This is a genomic window from Fundicoccus sp. Sow4_H7 (assembly GCF_052115865.1).
Taxonomy (GTDB): domain Bacteria; phylum Bacillota; class Bacilli; order Lactobacillales; family Aerococcaceae; genus Fundicoccus_A.
Map to the genome: position 1 here is coordinate 63,360 of NZ_JBQKME010000007.1, position 20,810 is coordinate 84,169.

The 20,810-nt window shown below is 37.4% G+C and carries 19 protein-coding genes; 5 read left to right on the top strand and 14 right to left on the bottom strand.

Features of this window, described 5'->3' with window-relative positions; translation table 11 throughout:
• The first annotated feature begins 14 nt into the window (after positions 1–14).
• The 3 genes from ACTQ54_RS08055 to galU are packed head-to-tail and all read left to right on the top strand — an operon-like array spanning position 15 to position 2,338.
• Positions 15–296 (top strand): hypothetical protein, encoded by a 282-nt coding sequence (locus ACTQ54_RS08055; RefSeq protein ID WP_441755786.1) that lies wholly within the window; start codon positions 15–17, stop codon positions 294–296.
• Between the two features lie 29 nt (positions 297–325).
• The gene (locus ACTQ54_RS08060) at positions 326–1,444 is read left to right on the top strand and encodes a glycosyltransferase family 4 protein (protein WP_441755788.1); all 1,119 of its coding nucleotides are present in this window, start codon (positions 326–328) and stop codon (positions 1,442–1,444) included.
• A 6-nt stretch (positions 1,445–1,450) separates the two neighbouring features.
• Positions 1,451–2,338, top strand: coding sequence for a UTP--glucose-1-phosphate uridylyltransferase GalU (galU, locus tag ACTQ54_RS08065; RefSeq protein WP_441755790.1), 888 nt, complete (start codon positions 1,451–1,453; stop codon positions 2,336–2,338).
• A 49-nt stretch (positions 2,339–2,387) separates the two neighbouring features.
• On the opposite strand, the gene map is transcribed toward galU, so the two are convergent.
• The 10 genes from map to ACTQ54_RS08115 form a co-directional block, all read right to left on the bottom strand.
• The gene (gene map / locus ACTQ54_RS08070) at positions 2,388–3,149 is read right to left on the bottom strand and encodes a type I methionyl aminopeptidase (protein WP_441755792.1); all 762 of its coding nucleotides are present in this window, start codon (positions 3,147–3,149) and stop codon (positions 2,388–2,390) included.
• A 23-nt stretch (positions 3,150–3,172) separates the two neighbouring features.
• A complete protein-coding gene (locus tag ACTQ54_RS08075) occupies positions 3,173–3,952 on the bottom strand; it encodes an acyl-ACP thioesterase domain-containing protein (RefSeq protein WP_441755794.1) in 780 nt (259 codons plus the stop codon).
• Positions 3,953–4,116: 164 nt separating this feature from the next.
• On the bottom strand, positions 4,117–4,362 hold the full coding sequence (locus ACTQ54_RS08080; protein ID WP_441755796.1) for a GlsB/YeaQ/YmgE family stress response membrane protein: 246 nt from the start codon (positions 4,360–4,362) through the stop codon (positions 4,117–4,119).
• Between the two features lie 105 nt (positions 4,363–4,467).
• Positions 4,468–5,817, bottom strand: coding sequence for a glutathione-disulfide reductase (gorA, locus tag ACTQ54_RS08085; RefSeq protein ID WP_441755798.1), 1,350 nt, complete (start codon positions 5,815–5,817; stop codon positions 4,468–4,470).
• Between the two features lie 30 nt (positions 5,818–5,847).
• A complete protein-coding gene (locus ACTQ54_RS08090) occupies positions 5,848–6,411 on the bottom strand; it encodes a dihydrolipoamide dehydrogenase (RefSeq protein ID WP_441755800.1) in 564 nt (187 codons plus the stop codon).
• A complete protein-coding gene (locus tag ACTQ54_RS08095) occupies positions 6,401–7,276 on the bottom strand; it encodes an ROK family protein (RefSeq protein ID WP_441755802.1) in 876 nt (291 codons plus the stop codon). The genes ACTQ54_RS08090 and ACTQ54_RS08095 overlap by 11 nt, the downstream gene beginning before the upstream one ends.
• Before the next feature lie 561 nt (positions 7,277–7,837).
• Positions 7,838–8,992: a glycosyltransferase family 4 protein gene (locus ACTQ54_RS08100; RefSeq protein WP_441755804.1), complete on the bottom strand. Its 1,155-nt coding sequence runs from the start codon at positions 8,990–8,992 to the stop codon at positions 7,838–7,840.
• 127 nt (positions 8,993–9,119) lie between these two features.
• Entirely contained in the window at positions 9,120–10,415 is a 1,296-nt protein-coding gene (locus tag ACTQ54_RS08105; protein ID WP_441755806.1) for a DEAD/DEAH box helicase, read from the bottom strand.
• A 14-nt stretch (positions 10,416–10,429) separates the two neighbouring features.
• A complete protein-coding gene (locus ACTQ54_RS08110; RefSeq protein ID WP_441755808.1) occupies positions 10,430–11,443 on the bottom strand; it encodes a Gfo/Idh/MocA family protein in 1,014 nt (337 codons plus the stop codon).
• Between the two features lie 161 nt (positions 11,444–11,604).
• Positions 11,605–13,308 (bottom strand): M3 family oligoendopeptidase, encoded by a 1,704-nt coding sequence (locus ACTQ54_RS08115; protein WP_441755810.1) that lies wholly within the window; start codon positions 13,306–13,308, stop codon positions 11,605–11,607.
• A 122-nt stretch (positions 13,309–13,430) separates the two neighbouring features.
• Between ACTQ54_RS08115 and ACTQ54_RS08120 the strand changes: the two genes are divergently transcribed.
• Both ACTQ54_RS08120 and uvrC read left to right on the top strand, forming a co-directional pair.
• Complete coding sequence (locus ACTQ54_RS08120) at positions 13,431–13,751, top strand: hypothetical protein (protein ID WP_441755812.1); 321 nt, start codon at positions 13,431–13,433, stop codon at positions 13,749–13,751.
• Between the two features lie 11 nt (positions 13,752–13,762).
• Entirely contained in the window at positions 13,763–15,592 is a 1,830-nt protein-coding gene (gene uvrC, locus ACTQ54_RS08125) for an excinuclease ABC subunit UvrC (protein WP_441755814.1), read from the top strand.
• A 440-nt stretch (positions 15,593–16,032) separates the two neighbouring features.
• Here the strand turns inward: uvrC and ACTQ54_RS08130 are convergent, their stop codons facing one another.
• The 4 genes from ACTQ54_RS08130 to gatC all read right to left on the bottom strand — a co-directional run bounded on the left by ACTQ54_RS08130 (position 16,033) and on the right by gatC (position 20,792).
• Positions 16,033–17,412: a L,D-transpeptidase family protein gene (locus tag ACTQ54_RS08130; RefSeq protein ID WP_441755816.1), complete on the bottom strand. Its 1,380-nt coding sequence runs from the start codon at positions 17,410–17,412 to the stop codon at positions 16,033–16,035.
• Positions 17,413–17,589: 177 nt separating this feature from the next.
• A complete protein-coding gene (gene gatB, locus ACTQ54_RS08135) occupies positions 17,590–19,020 on the bottom strand; it encodes an Asp-tRNA(Asn)/Glu-tRNA(Gln) amidotransferase subunit GatB (RefSeq protein WP_441755818.1) in 1,431 nt (476 codons plus the stop codon).
• Positions 19,021–20,490, bottom strand: coding sequence for an Asp-tRNA(Asn)/Glu-tRNA(Gln) amidotransferase subunit GatA (gatA, locus tag ACTQ54_RS08140; protein ID WP_441755820.1), 1,470 nt, complete (start codon positions 20,488–20,490; stop codon positions 19,021–19,023).
• A complete protein-coding gene (gatC, locus tag ACTQ54_RS08145; RefSeq protein ID WP_441755822.1) occupies positions 20,487–20,792 on the bottom strand; it encodes an Asp-tRNA(Asn)/Glu-tRNA(Gln) amidotransferase subunit GatC in 306 nt (101 codons plus the stop codon). Before gatC ends, gatA begins: the two co-directional genes overlap by 4 nt.
• Between the last annotated feature and the right edge of the window lie 18 nt (positions 20,793–20,810).

Here is a 20,810-nt window from a genome sequence, read left to right on the forward strand (position 1 = left end):
ATAAGGAGTAAGGTATGAAAAAAAATAACAAAACGAATAAAACAATTGAACAAGAATTAAGCAAGCAAATGGATGAAATCGACCGTCGCATTGATCGAGGTGGTTGGTTTTACATGATTATTGTCATCCTTCTTCTGTTTATTGGGATTTATGTATTGATAACTTTTTTTCAAATACCTTCAGATGAAAGAATTGACATTACCGAAGTCCAACAGCCATTAATCGATCGCATTGAAAGTTTGGAATCACGCATTGAATTTTTAGAAAATCAAATCGACCTTCCAAGCAATGACTAATAAATATCACCAGTTAAAGGAGCAACTAGATGAAAATTCTTCATATCAATTCCTATTTTTCAACTTCGGGATTGTTTAGTCAGTTATATAGCCGACAGGTACAAATGGGAATAGATATTGATGTTTATGTCCCTATTTCTCATGAATACCCTGAAGATCGTCTTGCTACTTCTGGGGATTATACGAAAGTTCATCGAACTTTCCATCAATTGGATCGCTATATTTTCCACCTTAAACACCATAAAATTTTAAAAGATTTGCTCACTAGTTATGACTTTGAAGCATTCGATATGTTACATGCGCATTCACTTTTCTCAAATGGTTGGCTAGCAAGGCAGATTCATAAGAAATTTAATATTCCATATATTGTAGCTGTTCGTAATGCCGACCTCAGAACATTTTTCCAACGTATGCCCTGGTTAAGACCGATGGGAATCGATATTTTAAAACATGCCAGCCAAATTATTTTCATTTCAAAAAATACCTATAACGAAGTTTATGACCAATATGTGCCGCAAAAATTAGTCGAGAGTTTAAAAGCTAAGACGCAAATTATTGCGAACGGTATAGATGATTTTTGGTTAACCAATCGTTACTACCGTAAAAATCATGTCATTGACAAGCCGCTTCGTATAGTAAGTGTTGGTAAAATATATGCTGGGAAACGCTTTGAAACACTCGCTGAAATGGTGAATGAGTACAACCATTTTTATCCAACTGAATTACATATTGTTGGGCCAGCTTGGGATCAAAAAGTAACCGATCGATTAGTAGAAATGCCACAAGTGGTATATCATGGGTCAAAAGGAAAAGACGAGTTAATCCAACTATATCGTCAAATGGATATCTTTGCTCTCTTGTCTTCTCCTGAGACCTTTGGTTTGGTTTATCCGGAAGCCATGAGTCAAGGTTTGCCCGTTATCTATACAAAAAAAGAAGGTTTTGATAGTTTCTTTGACAATCATCTGATTGGCGTCAGTGTTGAAAAAAATGACACACGTGGCTTCATAAAAGCAGTCGACTATCTGATAAAAAACTATCAACGCGTATCACACAATGCCACTGCTAGCATCGATGTTTTCAATTGGCAAAGTGTATCGCAAAAATATCTGGCTATTTATCATAAGCTACTGACTGAAAAGGAGTAATCATATATGAAGAAAGTTAGAAAAGCCGTTATTCCAGCTGCTGGTTTAGGTACACGTTTTTTACCTGCTACAAAAGCAATGGCTAAAGAGATGCTTCCTATTGTTGATAAACCAACGATTCAATTTATTGTAGAAGAAGCGATAGAATCTGGAATTGAAGAAATATTGATTGTTACTGGTAAAAGTAAACGTTCAATTGAAGACCACTTTGATTCAAACATTGAATTAGAACAACAGTTAGAGAAAAAAGGTCGTGACGATTTACTTGAGTTGATTCAAAAAACAAGTGATATTAGTCTTTTCTTTGTCCGCCAATCTTATCCAAAAGGTTTAGGACATGCGGTTCTTCAAGCAAAAGCATTTGTTGGTGATGAGCCATTTGTTGTTATGCTAGGAGACGATATTATGGAAGATGATGTTCCTCTAACCAAACAATTAATTGATGTTTATAATCAAACACATGCATCGAATATTGCTGTGATGGAAGTTCCTCACGAAGAAACATCAAAATATGGAATCATTGCGCCTGAACGTGAATACGCCGATGGTATTTATAATGTTCTTAATTTTGTGGAAAAACCAAAACCAGAAGATGCTCCAAGTAATTTGGCGATTGTAGGACGTTATTTATTAACACCAGAGATATTTAATATTCTAGAAACACAAGCGCCTGGTGCGGGGAATGAAATTCAATTAACCGATGCCATCGATACATTGAATTTAACCCAGCGGGTTTTTGCCAAACGCTTTGATGGCAAACGTTATGATATTGGGAATAAGCTTGGATTTATGGAAATGAGTATTGACTATGGCTTACGTCACCCTGAAATTAAAGACGAATTACGTGAGTATTTGATTGAGTTAGGAACAAAACTTAAAGAAGAAAAAGAATAATTGGCAAAAAAAGATCCGTGCATTGATTTAAGTGCACGGATCTTTTCTTTTATAAATTATTATCTTCTTGGTCTGTCAGTAAAATAGGGCCATCTTTGGTAATGACGAGTGAATGTTCATATTGAGCACAGTAACCACCATCACGTGTTCGAGCTGTCCAACGATTGGCATCCATTTTCATTTGCCAAGTTCCTGTTGTAATCATTGGTTCAATAGTAATCGTCATGCCCTCTTTTAGGCGCAGACCTTTACCAGGCAAACCATAATGTGGAACAGCCGGCTCTTCATGGATTGTTGGGCCAATACCATGGCCGATAAAGTCACGAACAACACCAAAGCCTTCAGCTTCAGCATAAGTTTGAATGGCATGACCAATATCACCAATGCGATTTCCAACAACAGCTTGTTCAATTCCTAAATATAAAGCTTTTTTGGTTACATCCATCAATCGTTGGTGCTCTGGCGTTATATCGCCGACTGCATAACACCAGCAAGAATCTGAAATGGCTCCATTTAAATCAACACAAAAATCTACTTTAACGATGTCGCCATTTTTTAGCGTATAGTTGGAAGGAAAACCATGGCAGATTTCATCGTTAATACTGGTACAAGTAGCAAATTCATAGCCATCATAACCAATTTGTGCAGCAACCGCTCCTGCTGCTTCAATCTTCTCATGTACAAACTGATCGATTTCTAAAGTTGTAACGCCTACTTTAATAAAATCTCTTAATTCTTTATGGATTCCCGCCAGGATTTTTCCTGACTCTTTCATTGCTTGTATTTCTCTTTCTGATTTTAAAGTTATCAATGTTCGTCTTTTTCTCCTCATTTTTAATTTTCCACAGGCTTCCAATTGATTCTAACATAAGAAGCATCTTTATCGGTAGCCTTATCCTTAATTATTTGATATGTTTCTGTTTGGTTTAAGTGCGGTTTTAAGCGGTAAGAATCAATGCCCACCTGATTGTCTTTGAAAAGCTCTTTCCCATACTTCACTTCAATTGTATCAATCGTATGCTGGGTGATGAAATCTTTTGGCAACGATGAAAAAGCCCAATTGATATACACTAAGTTATTGACATGGTTATTTTCATCGATATCACTGTCGTGAATATCTCTTTCACTAAATAAATAACTTTCAAATTCATCCGGTTTTACAAAACGTTTAAAAGGTATCGTTAACTCTTTATCCACTAAATCCAGCCGTTCTAATGGTTCAACATCCATTCGGACCATTTTACGTGTTTGCCAATTTATTACTGTATATTGTGTAAATACTTCAAATAATAGCTGTTCATCGTTATAAATATCAAAGTATCTAGTAATAAAAAATCGATTTGCGTCCACCACTCTTGTTCGAACGGTAATTTGATCATTTAAAGCAGGCATCTGTAACTGCTTAATATAATATTGAGTAATGACCCAGGTCTCTTCATCTGAAATAATTTTAACATTTGCTTCTTTTTGAAGAAATTGATCGTGCTCACCAGAAAGATAAAGCGTATGCTCAATCAACTTTCCGATATCGAAGATGTTCGCATAATCACTCAAAAAATAATCATCTGTAATACGATAGGTCTGACTAAATGTTTTATATTTACTATCGTCCAACGGTGTTGTCCCCCTCTCGTTGATTTTTGAACATTAATACTATTATACTATTAAATGAAAACTTTGTGGGGAAAAGCTACAATATTTTTCACGAAAAAAACCGAATGCCAAGGGCATTCGGATTACTTTCACTAAAGCTATACAATTGTTCTTTCGAAGTTGTTTTATCTTGAACGACGTAAAATAAAACTTACAACTGCGATAAGAATGATGGCACCGATTAATGCTGGGACGATTGCAAAGCCTCCAACGATTGGGCCAAAGTCAGGGAATAATAAACCACCAACCCATGAACCAATTAGACCTGCAACAATGTTACCAATAACTCCTCCGGGAATATCTCTTCCCATAACGACTCCTGCTAACCATCCGATAACACCACCGACGATTAATGACCATAACCAACCCATTCTTTTCACCTCTCTTGTCTTAATATTGTAGCATTTTTATGCTAAGTTAAGTATACAACACTCAGCCAAGATAGCAAGTAATATGACTTCAATAATTAAAAAATATTAGCGCATTGTTACAAATTCTTCTGCACCTGTCGGATGGATTGCCACCACACTATCAAATTGCTCTTTTGTTGCTCCCATCTTGATTGCAACCGCAAAACCTTGAATCATTTCATCGACGCCTTCGCCAATACCATGTAGACCAATAATTTTCTCTTCGTCACCTAAACACACCAATTTAAAGTAACATGGTTCACGATGCCAGCCTGCAGATGCATACATCGAATAAAATTTATTTGTATAAATTTTTATTCGATCTTCCCCATGAGCTGCAATAGCCTCTTCTTCAGTTAGCCCTACTGTCCCAATGGCTGGGTGAGTGAAAACTACCGTAGGTACATTAGTATAATCGATAGCAGATGTTTTATTCTGATTAAATAAATATTCTGCTACTTGACGACCTGCTTTAATTGCCACAGGCGTTAAATCGATTTTTCCAATGACATCTCCAACTGCAAAAACATTTTCTTCAGCAGTTCTATGCGCATCATCAACAATAATATGACCTTTCGCTGATAGTTTGATTTGTGTATTTTCAATCCCAATTTTATCTGTATTTGGTACACGTCCAATGGCTGCAATCACTCGGTCAACGGTTAAAATGAGTTCACCATTTTGGTAACACTCAATTTTACCTTGATCATTCTTATTATATTCATCAAATGATGTATTTGTTACCAGTTTAGGACCGTCTTTTTCAAAAGCTTCTACTAAACCATCACTTAGCATGCGATCAAATGTACGTAATGGACGATCGTAACGAACAACTAGATGTGATTTAACCCCTAAATCATGAAGTAAACCAGCTAACTCTACAGCTATATAACCTGCACCCACTACCGCTACCGACTCAGGTAAATCTTCCCAAGCGAAAAAGTCATCGGAATTATCTAAATATTCTGATCCTTTTACATCTGGTAAAACAGGATGCCCCCCTGTTGCTAGAAGGATATATTTACCTCTTATCGTTTCATTATTTACTTCAATTTCATGGTTATTTTTTAACACACCATAACCGTTAATATGTTCAACACCATTGCTATTAAAACGATTGGTATAACCTGCTCTTGAACGCTCAACATATCCATCACGAGCTTTTAAAAAGGTTGTATAATCAAAGTTAACATTTTCTGCAGTAAAACCATAGCCTGGTCCATATTTATTAATAGCGGAATTGATCGACGCTGCATACCAACTCACCTTTTTAGGCACACAACCTAAGTTCACACACGTTCCACCTAAGTAGCTATTTTCAATGACAGCGACCTTTGCTCCATATTCAGCAGCTCGGTTTGCTGTTGCAATACCACCACTACCGCCACCTAATACAATTAAATCAAATTCTCTCATGAAATAATTTCTCCTTCCAATGCATCTTCATCAAGTTTTTTCTTCAATCCACACAGCCGCCAGTGTTTGACTAGCAGGAATAACTGCTCCAATACGGCCATGGTTATCATAAGCTCGATAAAATAGTTGTCCTTCTTCATTATATCCACATGCATAAACCAATACCCAGTGATTCCCATAACTATTCCCTAAAATCCGCGATGTGCCAACAATAACTGGTAAAGGATTTTCTTTATTTAGTTGGTCTAATACAATCGGATTTGAAATAAGATGATAGCGAGTCTTAACAGATAGTGGTTTAGGAATAAAATCATTGATACCACTCTTTAAGTCCCATGGAAATGTCCCTCGGTAGGGATACCGATCTTCAATGAGCGGTTTTAATACTTTGATTAGTTTATCCATATCTACTTGGTATCCATATTTTTCTTGGACAAAATAATGGATTAAGGCTGCACTGGCATAGCTTCCACAAATCCCTGGTTTAATCCGATTAACATATTTTTGATAAGGTTTCATTGCTGCCATAGACAATCCATGCCATTTTTTCGGCCACTTAGAACGCGGATAACGGTTTTCCCATTTAATTTTCAACAGCTTCCTCTAATAAATCTTTTGCTAATTCATAGCAGCCTGTAATTCCAGCATTATCCCCTAAAAGAGGTGGAACAATAAAGCTGTCTAAGGCCGGTAGTTCAAGATAGCCATTATTTAATTGTTCGAATTTCTCACGTATCAATGGGAATAATTGACTTTGTTTCATCACGCCACCACCTAAAATAAAGCGTTCGCTACTTAGGGTGACATAGTAGTTATACAGTGCTTGGGCCAAATAATCCGCTTCAAGTTCCCAAACTTCAGCTTGGTCAGCCAATTCAATGGCTTTTTTGCCCCATCTACCTTCAATCGCTGGGCCTGCTGCAAGTGATTCAACACAGTTATCATGGAATGGACAAAATCCTTCATAATAATCGTCTTCATGCTTTCTTAATAACATGTGGCCCGTTTCTGGGTGAGCAAATCCTTCAACGACATTTTCATTCACAACGACTCCACCACCAACGCCTGTTCCAACTGTTAAATAAATACAATTCTTCACATCTTGAGCGGCTCCTTGTCTTAGCTCGCCATATGCTGCAGCATTAACATCTGTTGTCCAAGCGATAGGTAAATTTAGGGCATCTTTTAAAGTCCCATATAAATTAAAATGTTGCCAAGCTAGCTTTGGCGTTGTTGTAATATAGCCGAATGTACCTATGTCTTTATTGACGCCAATCGGTCCAAATGATCCAACACCAATCGCTTTCAACTCAGGAAAGCCTTTAAAGAAATCAATGATTTTTGGCATAACATCTTTTGGCGTTTCAGTGGGATAACTCACTCGTTCAATGAGTTCACCTTCATTTGAAAAAATCGCACATACCATTTTTGTTCCACCAGCTTCTAATGCTCCAATCATCCTATTACCTCTCTTTAATCAATAATTTGATGCAGTCTACACTTGCATCCTCACTATTCCTTATTATATCAGACTATAGCGACTGCACCTAATATAAAATTAAGAACGGTTTTTAAATTTCCATTCTGGGATTGATGGGAATAAGTATTAGAATTCGGCATATAACTCGGCGCATATGCCGATTGATTGGACCTATCGGCATAAAATTCAGATTATATGCTTAATCAGCTATCAGTTCGACACATAATCCAAATTATATGCCTTATGAGCGGTTCGTTTGGACGCACCTCATGAGAATATTAGCTTCGAAAAAACATGTTAATTTTTTCTTTAGTCTCATTTAGAACTGTCGAGTTTATACTTGCCAGTTTACCTCTCTTTATAACGAGAAAACATCCAATGATCAACCTTCATCATACAAAAAACAAACTTTTAAACGATAGTCTCATGAACAGCGAATACCATATTACGGTACTCAACAAACTGTTTCACTATCATTTAAAAGTTCGGATTTATTTAATATCTCTAACAAAATTTCCACTCGTAACCGAGCATCTTGCTTTAATAGTTAGCTATATCTTGATAAGCCAGACGATGTTGACGTTCAAACACTTCGATTGTTTGGTCATAATAATCAAGTAGTTCTCTAGTTGCACGGTTCCATGAATGTTTTTCTGCTTCTCTACGGGCAGCTAGTCGAATTTTTTCCATTAATAATGGATTATCTAGATTTTTTAATGCGGCCATTAAGCTATTAGTATTACGAGATTCAAAAATAAAGCCTGTTTCATTGTCTGTAACTTGTTCTAAAGTTGGTCCATTTTCTGCTGCGATCACAGGTAAACCAGATGCCATGGCTTCCGAGATGACTAAACCAAAGGTTTCAGAAATAGATGGGAATATAAACGCATCCCCTGTCGCAAAAGCTGTTGAAAGGTCTTCTCCATGAAGAAACCCTAGGAAAGTTGTTGGTGTGTCTTTAAACAATTCTTCTAAGTTTTCACGTTCAGGACCATCACCAACAAACGCTAAACAAATATCAACGCGGTGATTAAACATGACTCTTAACTGATCTAGATCTTTTTCAGCTGCTAAGCGGCCGACATAGACTAATAACTTTTTATCCGCTTGATTAAAGGTTAAACGCTGATATAATTCCTCATCAAAAAAGTCTGGATGACGTTGTTCTAAATCGATTCCGCTTGGTAATACACCAACCGTTTCAATTTGTTGCTCGTTCAACTCTCCTAACAGGGTCTTGGAAACAGTGATATTTAATTCAGAGAATTGATACCAATAACGAATGTATTCCCATAAAATTGGTTTTAACAAAGGCATTTTATAGTGATCAAGGTAATTTGGCATGTGTGTATGGTAAGACGTTAATAAAGGTATGTTGAGTTGTTTCGCATAACGAACGGCAGATGTCCCCATAAAAAATGGATTGACCGCATGAATAATATCGGGTTTGAATGCTTTCAGAATATATTTAATTTTTCGACTAGGTATTCCCCAAGGTCGTGAGCCGTAAAGAGGAAATGTGAGTGTTTCAATTCTGAAAACAGGGACACCTTCATATTCATCAATTCCTAAGTCAGGCGAAATAACAATCACTTCATGCCCTAATTTTTTCATTTCAACAACCATCTTTGCAAAACGAGTACAAATACCATCAGTGGCTGGAACAAAAGTTTCAGTAACAATCGCTATACGCATTTTCGGACTCCTTATCAATTAATCCTATTCTTCAATCATCAGCTCTTATATTTATACACTATCATACCAATTTTGATTTACTGCAAAATTAATGTAAATTTTATGTAAACCACCTTATTAAATCACTTTATTTTTCAGAAAAACGTTGAGGTTTCCCTTTATTCTTTTGCTTTCTATGTCTATTCTTGTTCTTTTTAGCTTTTGTTGCCGGCGAGTTTTGCGTGGCTGAAGCTGATTTTGGCTTTCGAGCTTGCATTGGTCTGGCGCTTGAATTACTTTCTGAGTCTTCCACTTTAGCGTCTCTTGCTAACTCACGAACTTCTAGATCCACAATGTTTTGCTGATAAACAATTTTTTCTGTTAACTGAATCGAACGCGCGTCCAAGATGTTTTGTAAATCACGAAGTTCTTGCTCATTCACTAAGGAAATCACAATTCCCTTGTGCCCCATTCGTCCAACACGACCTGAGCGGTGGAAATACGTATCCAAATCTCTCACGCGATTATAGTGAATCGCAAAAGGTAAAGCTGGAATATCCATCCCACGACTGGCTAAATCAGTCGTTAATAAATATGTCACTTCAGCTGCTCTGAATGATTCAATCGCATATTGACGCTCTAATTTATTCACTTGACTATGTAAAGTAGCAACTTTTATGCCATCATGTAATAATTTGCTGGCTACTTGATCGAGTTCATTTACTTGTTCAAAAAACACAATCGCATGCATATTTTCGACTTGCGCTAATCTTCTTAACTGCATTAATTTTTGACGATCATTCGTCAGTATATAATGGTGATCGATTGGTAGACGATTATCTTGTGAAGTCATTTGAATTAATGGAATCGTCGTTGGCGCTTGAACTAATTCTAATAACGGCGCGCCAAGAGTAGCACTCACCCATACTTTTTGGACTTGATTATCTAGTCTTTTTTCAATTTCATTTAAGGATTGACGGTGTTCATCTTGCCATAAAAAGTCAGCTTCGTCGTAAACAATGGTCTCAACAAGATGGACTTTTAATTTTCGACTTTGGTTTAATAATTCTAAAAAACGACCGGGTGTTGCCACAATTAATTCAGGTTTTTCTTTTAATTCCTCTATTTGGCGTTTAATATTGGCGCCACCTAAAATCGTTTGTACTTTAATTCCTAAAGGTTTTGACCAATCTTGCGCAACTTCACCTATTTGCTTGACTAATTCTTGAGATGGGGCCAAAACAATCACTTGCAGGATTGAATTAGCTTCAATTTTTTGAAGCAAAGGTAATAAATATCCCAGCGTTTTCCCTGTACCAGTCGGTGAAATCGCTACGAAGGATTGTTTATTTGTCATCGGCTCAAACATCGCTGCTTGAATCGGGGTCGCTTCATCAAATCCTTTCAACTGCCAATATTCTTTGAGTGTTTCATTCAAATTCATTTCTTTCACCTTTTCTAAAAGTCTAAGTCAGCAGACTTGCGTAATAATTGCATCACAGTTGCTACTTGTAGTGATAATTGCTTCCAATTTTCATAGCGTACTTTTTGATGAATATTATCTTTATCTAATAATACTTCTGAAAAGGCAATAAGCTCATCATACATTGGATTTTCAGGCACATAACTAATCACATTCGCTGCTTGTCCTGATCGATTAATTAATTTCACAGCCGATATTTTTGAGATGTTTTTTATGACAACCGTTTCATCATCAAAATAAATTTCGCTGTCTAAGGCAGAATGAACGCCTTTTGAAACGAAGATATTTATTTGTGAATTTTTATATTTTAACATCATATTTCCAAATAAATCGATGCCATTGACACCTTTGACGGTATGGTAAGATACGTCGTCGGGTAGGCCAAATAAATCTACTGCTACATAAATTGGATAGACCCCTAGGTCCATGAGTGATCCGCCAGAAAATTGTGGATTGAAAATATTCGGTCCATCCTTATTGGCTTTCATTGCTTCATTATAATCTTCGTAGCGAGATGAATACTGGCCAAGATTAAAGTTCGCTCCTAGGAAAGGAAGCGAATGCCCTTTTTTCAAATTATTGACTAATTGATTCAGACGGCGGTAATTACGATTGTGATAATGTAGTGCTGCTTCGAAGACTAGCACATTATTTTTGCTTGCTTCATTAAAAACTTGATGCCATTCTGCTACATTGCTAAAAGCAGGTTTTTCTACAATGACATGTTTGCCTGCTCGAATAGCGGCAATAGCTTGTTCTGCATGCAGACTATTAGGACTAGCAATATAAATAAGGTCAATTTCTGGGTCAAATAATAATTGATTGAGTGTAGAAGTATAGTAGTCAGCTTTATAAATTGTAGCAATGTCTTTTGCGCTGGCATTGCTTCTTGAGTAAACTGCTTTAAGATGATATTTTCGTGTAAGTTTTAATGCTTTAATGAATTGTTCGGTAATGCTTGAGGTACCAATGGTTCCAACGTTTATCATGATAAGGCCCCCTATAAGTTATTATCTTTATTTTAACAAATATCTCTCCATAAGCCTAACTATTCTGATTAATTTGTTATAGTTAGTAGAAGAAAAACTTTCAAATAAAATGAGTAAGTAACGTGCTAGAAACAGCTTGTTACTTACTCATTTCGTTTTTATTATCCGACTAAACTTTCATCAGAAATTTGACTTAAGTAATCATCAATTTCTTGAATCACTTCTTGGAGGTTGTTTTCACCAAATGGTGATTTTAAATTCGCTTTTTTAACAATTTCCCCAAATGGTAGTGTTCCACCGACTTCACAAATAGCTAAGTAGTCTGCCCAAGCGGTTGGATCGTTGTCCGCTTGGCTTCTCTTCCAAAATTGGAAGGCACAAACTTGAGCTAAGGTGTAGTCAATATAGTAGAATGGGGAACCGAAAATATGGCCTTGACGGAACCATAAACCACCATTTTCATAAAACGGATTGCCATCATAGTCTTTCCATGGGTTATATTCTTTTTCTAGGCGTCTCCATGTTGCTCGACGCTCTTCTGGTGTCATTTGCGGTTTTTCATACACTTCATGTTGGTAATGGTCCACTAAAACGCCATATGGCAAGAAAGTTAGAGCATCTGCTAAATGACTATATTTATATTTAGGCGTTTGTTCTTCAAAGAATAATTCCATCCATGGCCAAGCAAAGAACTCCATCGACATAGAATGAATTTCACAGCTTTCGTAAGTTGGCCAAATTGATTCAGCAGTTGTAATCCAACGTGATTGATAAATTTGGAAAGCATGCCCAGCCTCATGTGTTAAGACATCAATGTCTCCTGAAGTCCCATTAAAGTTCGAGAAAATAAATGGTGATTGGTAATTCGGAATATAAGTACAGTAACCGCCACCTTGTTTACCAGGTTTTGTGACTAAATCCATTAAATCATTAGCCGTCATAAAATCAATGAATTCTCCAGTTTCAGGCGAAAGTTCGTGATACATTTTCACACCACTTTTAACAATTTCTTCCGGTGTCCCTTTAGGCTTTGCATTACCATCCTTGAAAGTAATCGGTAAGTCATAGTGTTTTAAGTCTTCAATTTCAAGGCGGTCTGCTTGGCGTTGATATAATTTATTGGCCACTGGCACCACATGTTTTAAAACTTCTTGACGGAAAACTTTAACATCTTCACGATTATAGTCAAAACGGTTCATACGAATATAGCCCATCTCAACAAAGTCTTTAAAGCCAAGTTCTTTAGCCATTTCATCACGTGTTTTTACTAACTCATCATAAATACGATCAAACTCATCTTGATTGCTAGAGAAAAAGTTACTAATCAATCCCGTCACATCTTGACGTTCTTTTCGATCCGTTGATTGTGCAAAGGCACTTAATCCACTTAAGTTATAAGTTTCCCCTCTATACTCTATTTCTGCTGAAGCGATTAATTTACCATATTCACTTGAAAGTTTATTTTCCTTTTGAAGTAAAGGAATAATTTTCGCATCAAATACTTTTAAATTGTTCTCAGCGATCATAAAGAATGTTTTAGGTAATTTCTCTTCAAAATCTTGACGAAATGGACTGTCTAAAACAGCTTGATAATAAGTCGTTGTTACTTCAGAAATGAAAGGTTCATTTTCATCCCAAAAATCATTTTCAGCTTCATAAAATTCATCTTTCGTATTGATTGAATGACGAATAGAAGATAAAGTTGCTTGTGTATCGATGTTATTTTGCAGGCTTTGGAATTTTTGAATCGCTTCATAGCCTTCCGCAGCTGATTCTGCTCGGCGAATTTGTTCAACATAGTCACGCGCTTCCTCTAAGACTTCATCTAAATCAGGGCGTTGATAAGGCATATCATTAAATTGCATTCGATCACTACTTTCTATAAAATAATTCTAATTATACCATATTGGAGATATTTATTAGAACATTAACCGTAAGGACTTGACTTAATGTTGTATAATAGAGTAAAGGGGATAAGGTGGAGGAAATGACTCAAAAAAATACTGAACGCCATTATTATTCAATGAGCGGTCGCTTTATTTCGCATAAATTTATTAAAACGACTGATCCTATTATGATTCTCATTAAATTTCAAGTTGAAGATGAAGTTAAAACAGCCATTGTGGTGAAAAATGCCTTAGGTTTTATTGAAGATGTCTTTCCAGACGATCAAATCAGCTTGTATGGCTATAACAACCAACAGAATCAATTTATCGTAAGTAAATATCTCGTTAAATCGCAGCAAGAAAATCCATACTCCAGTCATTTAAAATACCCGAAACAACGTCATCCTGACGATTCTTTATAGGAGGAATTCATTTGTCTACAGATAAGCCATCCGTCAACGATATTCAAGAAACACAAGCTGAAATCCGCGATAAAATTGAACAAAAATTAAAGTTATTACCGGATTTACCTGGCTGTTACCTTATGAAGAATCGTGATGACGAAATCATTTATGTAGGTAAAGCTAAAAATTTAAAAAATCGTGTCCGCTCCTATTTTAGAGGCGCACACGATGCGAAAACAACCAAATTGGTTTCTGAAATCCATCACTTTGAAACGATTATTACGAACAGTAATAAAGAAGCCTTGATATTGGAAATTAATTTAATTCAAAAATACAAACCTTTGTACAATATTCGTTTAAAAGATGGAACGATGTACCCGTATTTGAAAATCACAAATGAACGTGATCCTGAGTTGATCATTACTAATGTGGTGAAAAAAGACGGAGGTATTTATTTTGGGCCGTTTCCGAATGTTTATGCCGCAACGAATACACAGCAATTGTTGCATCGAGTATATCCTTTGCGTCGTTGCCCTAAAAATGAGAAGCGGGCATGTTTTTACTACCATCTTCACCAGTGCATTGGGCCATGTGACCATGAAGTTAGCGTCGAAGAATATCAAGAACAAATTAATCACATTAAACGCTTTTTCAATGGCGATGTGAGTGAAATTAAAAATGATTTGAAGACTAAAATGGCGCATGCATCTGAAAAGTTGGAGTTTGAATTAGCAGCTGATTACCGTGATCAGCTTGATTATATTGATACAACCCTTGAACGCCAGACGGTGATGAGTGAAGACTATGATAATATGGATGTCTTTGGTTATACCTTTGACCGTGGTTGGTTGTCGATTCAAGTGTTTATGCTGCGTCAAGGTTCGATTTTAAAGCGTAAAGCAGCCATCTTCCCTTGTTACACTGAACCTGAGGAAGAAGTAACAACTTTCATCGCCCGCTTTTATCATGAACAAAATCATATTAAACCTAAAGGAATATTGGTACAAAGCGATGTTGACCATGATACTTTAGAAGAAGTTTTGGAAATTTCGGTGCATACGCCTTTGCGTGGTAAGAAACGCAGTATGCTCGAGCTATGCGAGAAGAATAGCAAGCTTGCCCTCGATGAGAAATTCCGTCTCGATGAAAATAATCAACGAAAAACAATTGGTGCTATTGAAGAATTAGCCGAAGCCTTGAATATTGAACAGGCCAATTATATTGAAGCCTTTGACCATTCCAATATCCAAGGAACCGACTCTGTATCCGGTATGGTGGTTTACGTTGATGGCAAGCCTGAACGTAAAAGCTATCGCAAGTATAAAATTAAAACCGTTGAAGGTGCCAATGAGTTTGCCCATACTCAAGAAGTTATCCGTCGGCGCTATACGCGTTTGTTGAGGGAAGAAAAACCTTTACCAGATTTGATTTTAATGGACGGCGGAAAAATTCAAGTCCGTGCTGCTCGAGACGTCTTGGAAAATGAACTCGGTCTAATGATTCCAATTGCAGGCATGGTTAAAAACGACCGCCACAAGACGGCTTCTTTAATGGATGGCTACAGTGAAGAAGTCCTCGACCTAGACCCGCGCAACCAAGCCTTCATGCTCATTCAGCGTATCCAAGAAGAAGTGCATCGCTATGCGATTAGTTACCACCGCCAAGTGCGTAGCAAGTCGCATTTCGCCTCCGAATTGGATCAAATCCCAGGTGTTGGCCCTAAGACACGGAATAAGTTACTAAAACATTTTAAATCCTTGCAGCGAATGAAAGAAGCCGATATCGAAGAATACCGTAAACTTGGTATTCCGCAAACAACCGCCAAAAGAGTCCTTGAAACACTTAATGAAAGTAAATAACTCTGCTTGGGTTGGTGGAGAGTGCGAAGTCGCTAAGCTGTCATTTGGCAAACGGTGGAGCGTGGGAAGTCGCCACACTGCCGTTTGGTAATCGCAGGGAAGTAATTTGAGTTGAGGGGCACGCGTTCACTAAACGCAGGGAACTAAAGCCATTTGAAGGGCACCCGTTCAGCATACGCAGGGAACTAAATGCGTTTGAGGGGCACGCGTTCACTAAACGCAGGGAACTAAAGCCGTTTGAGGGGCACGCGTTCACTAAACGCAGGGAACTAAATCCGTTTGAGGGGGACGCGTTCACTAAACGCAGGGAACTAAAGCCATTTGAGGGGCACGCGTTTAGCAAACCGCAACACACTAGCCCCCACCTTTCACCAATAGCAGAGATATTTATTAAAAAAATCGTAAGCGACTCTAAATGCAAGTTGCTTACGATTTTTTGATTAGTATACAATAACGGGGGTACCGTAATTCACATATTCGTAAATGGTGCCCATGTATTCTAGCGGCGTATTGATACAGCCGAGGGACCCACTGTAGGTATAGACATCGCCGCCAAAGGCCCATTGCCAAGTGGCATCATGGATTCCTTGATCGATGTAATCAAAACGAATCCAGTAGGAGACTGGAACTTCGTAGTCATCTTCGGTACGAGGTGAGTAGCCTGTTAGTTTCGTATCGCGTAACATCTCGATAACCGCATTAGCCCCAGGCACAGTCTCTGTTCCCGTTTGTCCACTCACAATATTGGTTGATAAAATGAGTTCACCTTCATTATATAAATAAAGCATTTGATTGGCTAAGTCTATTTCAACATAGCTTGTACCGATGTCGTTAGCTGAATTTGGCACACCACCGGTGTTGTAGACAACAGGCTCGCGACGAACATCGACGCCAGCGATTAAATCTTCAATCATTAAATCAACGGTTGGTTCGATATCAATGGCCCAACCTAAAATGCCTGCTGGAATCGTAATGGTCCCTTGCAAGGTACTTTCAAATTGGCGTTCTTTATTATAGGTTGAATATTTTTCATTTAAGTCATAGACAAATTCAGTAATGGATTCACGGTCAAATACAATTTGATTGTTAGCGTCAAAATAAATCCATGCCTCAATTTGAGAAGGTGTGATTATTAACTCATCGCCACCGACTTCTAGAATATATTCGAAACTACTTGCTGTTTTAATTTTGGAGAACATATCAACAACTCTTTTTGAGTCATCTTCCATTTCCGGTTGTAAATAACTATCTTCAATTTCTAACTGAATATCACCTGTGTCCAGATGATTAACGAGATCTTCAGCCAGGTGATCAAAATCAACTTGTTCACCAACAGTACTACTATTGATATAAAAACCTTCATTTTCTTTATAAGCAATATGCGCATTTTCGGATTGCGTTCTGTCCGCATTCACAATTCCTTGCTCTTCTAAAGTATTCACCAATTCTTGTCTATCAATCTGTATTTGATTACTCAAGACATTTTGATATTCATTGGCTTCCACTAAGTTCGAAAACCAGAACAAAGGATCTTGATGATTAAAGTATTGGTTCAAATTCGATTCAAATGAAAATTTTGGTTGCAAGTCTGACAATTGTAATGTCGCAACAACGTCGCCTTTTTCAGTTAAACTAATTTTGCGGTTACTTAAGTCTTCTTCAATTTTCTTTTGGGCGTCTTCTAAGCTCAAATGGCTGATGTCAACCGAGCCAAAATGTGTATTGGCAACAAATTTGTCTGAATAGTAAGCTAAGCCGACGACATAAAGCGCCAAAACAACGAAGATTGAGCCTAAAATAGCTTTGATTATTTTTTTCAATAAATATCCTCCTACAGTAGGTATATTGATTCTAATCTATCATAATTTATTCACTTCAACAAGGGATTTTATTAAATTTATAAGGACTATCTTAAGAAAATAAATAATAATCAAAAAAACCACTCTTTTCTTAATCAATCACTGACAAGAAAAAAGTGGTTTATTTAGTGATATTTATTAGAGGGTTTTAAGGGTTTCTAATAATAATTCGTTGACGATTTGTGGGTTGGCTTGTCCGCGCGTCGCTTTCATAATTTGACCAACGAAGAAGCCAATAGCACGGTCTTTACCGTTTTTGAAGTCTTCGACTGATTGTTGGTTTTTCGCAATGACCTCATCAATGATTGGTTGAAGTTTTGCAGGATCACTTAATTGAGCCATGCCTTTTTCTTCAACGATGGCTTTTGCATCGCCACCTTCAGTAATTAAAATCTTGAAGAGTTGCTTCGCAATTTTCGAAGAGATGGTTCCATTGTCAATCAAGGCAATCATTTCAGCTAGGTTTTCTGCTGTTAATGCTGTATCGCTTATAGAGACTTTTTGGTTATTTAAATAGGCAGATACTTCACCCATCAACCAGTTAGAAGCTTGTTTTGGATCTGCTCCAGCCGCTACGGTATCTTGGAAGAAGTCTGATGTTTCTTTATTTAAGGTTAAGACCATGGCGTCGTATTCCGGCAATTCATATTCATTGACGTAACGATGACGACGTACATCTGGCATTTCAGGAATCGTCGTTTTAACCGATTCAATCCACTCATCACTAATGAAAACTGGAGGTAAATCTGGTTCTGGGAAGTAGCGGTAGTCTGCTGCCCCTTCTTTCACCCGCATCAATTGGGTTGAAGCGGTGGTTTCATCGTAACGGCGCGTTTCTTGTTGGATACGACCACCTGAACGTAAGATGTTTGCTTGACGTTTTTCTTCAAATTCTAAGCCTTTACGCACATAGTTAAAACTATTTAAGTTTTTAATTTCTGTTTTTGTACCAAAGGCTTCTTGACCATAAGGTCGTATAGAAATATTACCGTCACAACGTAGCGATCCTTCTTCCATTTTCACGTCAGAAATCCCGGTATACATAATTTTTTCACGTAAAACTTCTAGAAACACATAAGCTTCCTCCGGTGAACGGATGTCTGCTTCAGTAACAATCTCAATAAGAGGTGTCCCTTGACGGTTTAAATCAACATAAGAGAAGTTATCCGTACCGTGGGTGTTTTTACCTGCATCTTCTTCTAAGTGAATACGTTCAATGCGGATACGGCGTGTTTGCCCATCTACTTCAATATCAATATAGCCATTGCGGCCAATTGGATAGTCCGCTTGCGAAATTTGGTAAGCTGAAGGATTATCTGGGTAAAAATAATTTTTACGGTCGAATCGCATATGTTGGGTAATCTCACAGTTTAAGGCTAAAGCTGCACGCATACCGTACTCTACTACTTGACGATTTAAAACTGGTAAAGCTCCTGGATATCCCCAGTCTTTTTCATTTGTATTTACATTAGGCTCTGAACCGTATTGTACCGGAGAACTACTAAATATTTTTGATTTTGTTTTTAATTCCACATGGACTTCAAGTCCAATAACTGTTTCAAAATTCATTTATTTTGCCTCCTCAATTGCTGGTTTTTGTAAATGGAAGTCATGTTCTGCTTCAAAAGCCGCTGCAAACTGATATAAAGTTGCTTCATTTAAAATATTTGCATGCAGTTGAACCCCAATCGGCATATTGTTTTTGTCAAAACCAGCTGGGAATGAAATGGCTGGAATACCTGCTAGGTTAGCTGTTACCGTTAGAATATCCGCAACATACATTTCAACTGGATTCTCAATCTTACCGCCAATTTTATAAGCAGTACTTGTAGTAGTTGGGCCTAAGATAACATCATAGTCTTCAAATAGTTTTTTAAAGTCTTGAATAATGACCGTTCTAACTTGAGCAGCCTTTTTGAAGTATTTGTCAAACGAACCTGAACTTAAACTATAAGTTCCTAACATGATCCGCTTTTTCACTTCATCACCAAAGGCTTCACTTCTAGAATTAACATAAATCTCTTCTAGATTAGTTGCGTCTGTCGAGCGATAACCATAACGAATACCATCAAAACGTTGCAAGTTTGATGAAGCTTCCGCTGAAGCGATAATATAATACACATTGGCACCATATTGTGTATGTGGTAAAGATACTTCTTCTATAATCGCACCTTTACTTTCAAAGAAATCCGCTACATCTTTGACAGCTTGACGAATATCTTCACTTACAATATCTGATTTAAATTCTTTAGGAAAAGCAATACGCATTCCTTCAATGGATTGGCCGATTTTTTCAGAGAATGTCTCAGGTTGGTCAGGAATACTGGTTGAATCATGGTTGTCATGACCAGCAATCACTTCAAGTAACAAAGCATTATCTTCAACAGTAAGTGTTAAAGGACCCACTTGGTCAAAACTAGAACCAAAAGCAACAACACCATAACGTGACACTAAACCATAGGTTGGTTTTAAGCCTACAAGCCCATTAAAAGCTGCAGGTTGGCGGATACTTCCACCTGTATCTGTTCCTAAAGATGCAGGAACTTGACGGGCAGCAACTGTCGCAGCAGAACCACCTGAAGAACCTCCAGGAACACTTTCTGTATCCCACGGGTTGCGTGTTATTTTAAAGGCTGAACGTTCAGTGGTTGATCCCATAGCAAATTCATCCATATTTACTTTACCAACAATAACAGCACCGGCAGCTTTTAATTTAGCTACAACGGTCGCATCATAAGTTGGAACAAAGTTTTCTAGCATCTTACTAGCTGCTGTTGTCACTAGATTTTCAGTTAAAATATTATCTTTAACAGCGATTGGGATACCATTTAAACGTGGAGCATCCGAGCCATAACCAATACGGTCGGCTTCTTTCGCTGCTTCTAGCGCCGCTTCTTTGTTTAAGCTTAAATAAGCCCCTATGGTTTCATCGGTTGCTTCAATTCGATCAAAAATTGCATTAACTAATTCAACTGAAGTAAATAGCCCTTGAGCTAAACCTTCTTTCATAGCAGTGATTGTTTCTGGAAATTTACTCATGCTGATGGCGCCTCACTTTCAATAATTGCTGGAACTTGAATAAATGTCTCATGGACTGTTGGAGCATTCGCTAAGTATGCATGCATTTTATTATCTCGAACCGCCACATCTTCACGGAAAACATTAAATAAATCATTCCCATGATAAGTTGGCTTAACATCTTCGGTATCCACTTCTTGTAAATGCTCAACAAACTCAATAATATCATTAAAACCGTCAGCAAATGCATCAATTTCCGCATCTGCAAAACGTAATTTAGCTAAGCTGGCTACACGAGCAACCTCTTCTTTATTAAATATCATTATGTCAACCTCCAATTT